A 361-nucleotide genomic window follows, 5' to 3' on the forward strand; every position below is an offset into this window, starting at 1 on the left:
ACGCGACATCCGTAGAGAACCGAATCTCCCACACCCCATGAATCAGGGGGGCTAGAACCATGCCGACCTCCGAGAGACCGTATCCGTTGCGGACTATCGGCGCGCCGGTCGATTCCCAGGAACTGGCCACAGTAGCGGTGAGCGGTTCACCTGCGGCGGCGACTGTGCGCAGCGTCTGAGGCACCCCGATCTCCGAAAACACCGGAGCCAGCCGACGGATCGCCGATGGTGCCGTCGCGAGCACACTCGCCTTGGTCTCGACAGCGACCCGGTGCCATGCTTGGGGATTGAAGGGTCCTGAGTAAACCCCGGTGTTTCATGGGGATCTGCGGATCGCTGGGCGCAAATAGACCGAAGTGCT

Annotated in this window: 1 pseudogene; it reads right to left on the reverse strand. The window is 62.9% G+C overall.

Going from position 1 to position 361, the window contains the following annotated elements:
- Positions 1–244: pseudogene (locus NR111_RS18335) on the reverse strand (hypothetical protein); the annotation flags it as partial.
- Between the last annotated feature and the right edge of the window lie 117 nt (positions 245–361).

The organism is Dietzia sp. Die43, assembly GCF_024519835.1.
GTDB classification, from domain to species: Bacteria; Actinomycetota; Actinomycetes; order Mycobacteriales; family Mycobacteriaceae; genus Dietzia; species Dietzia kunjamensis.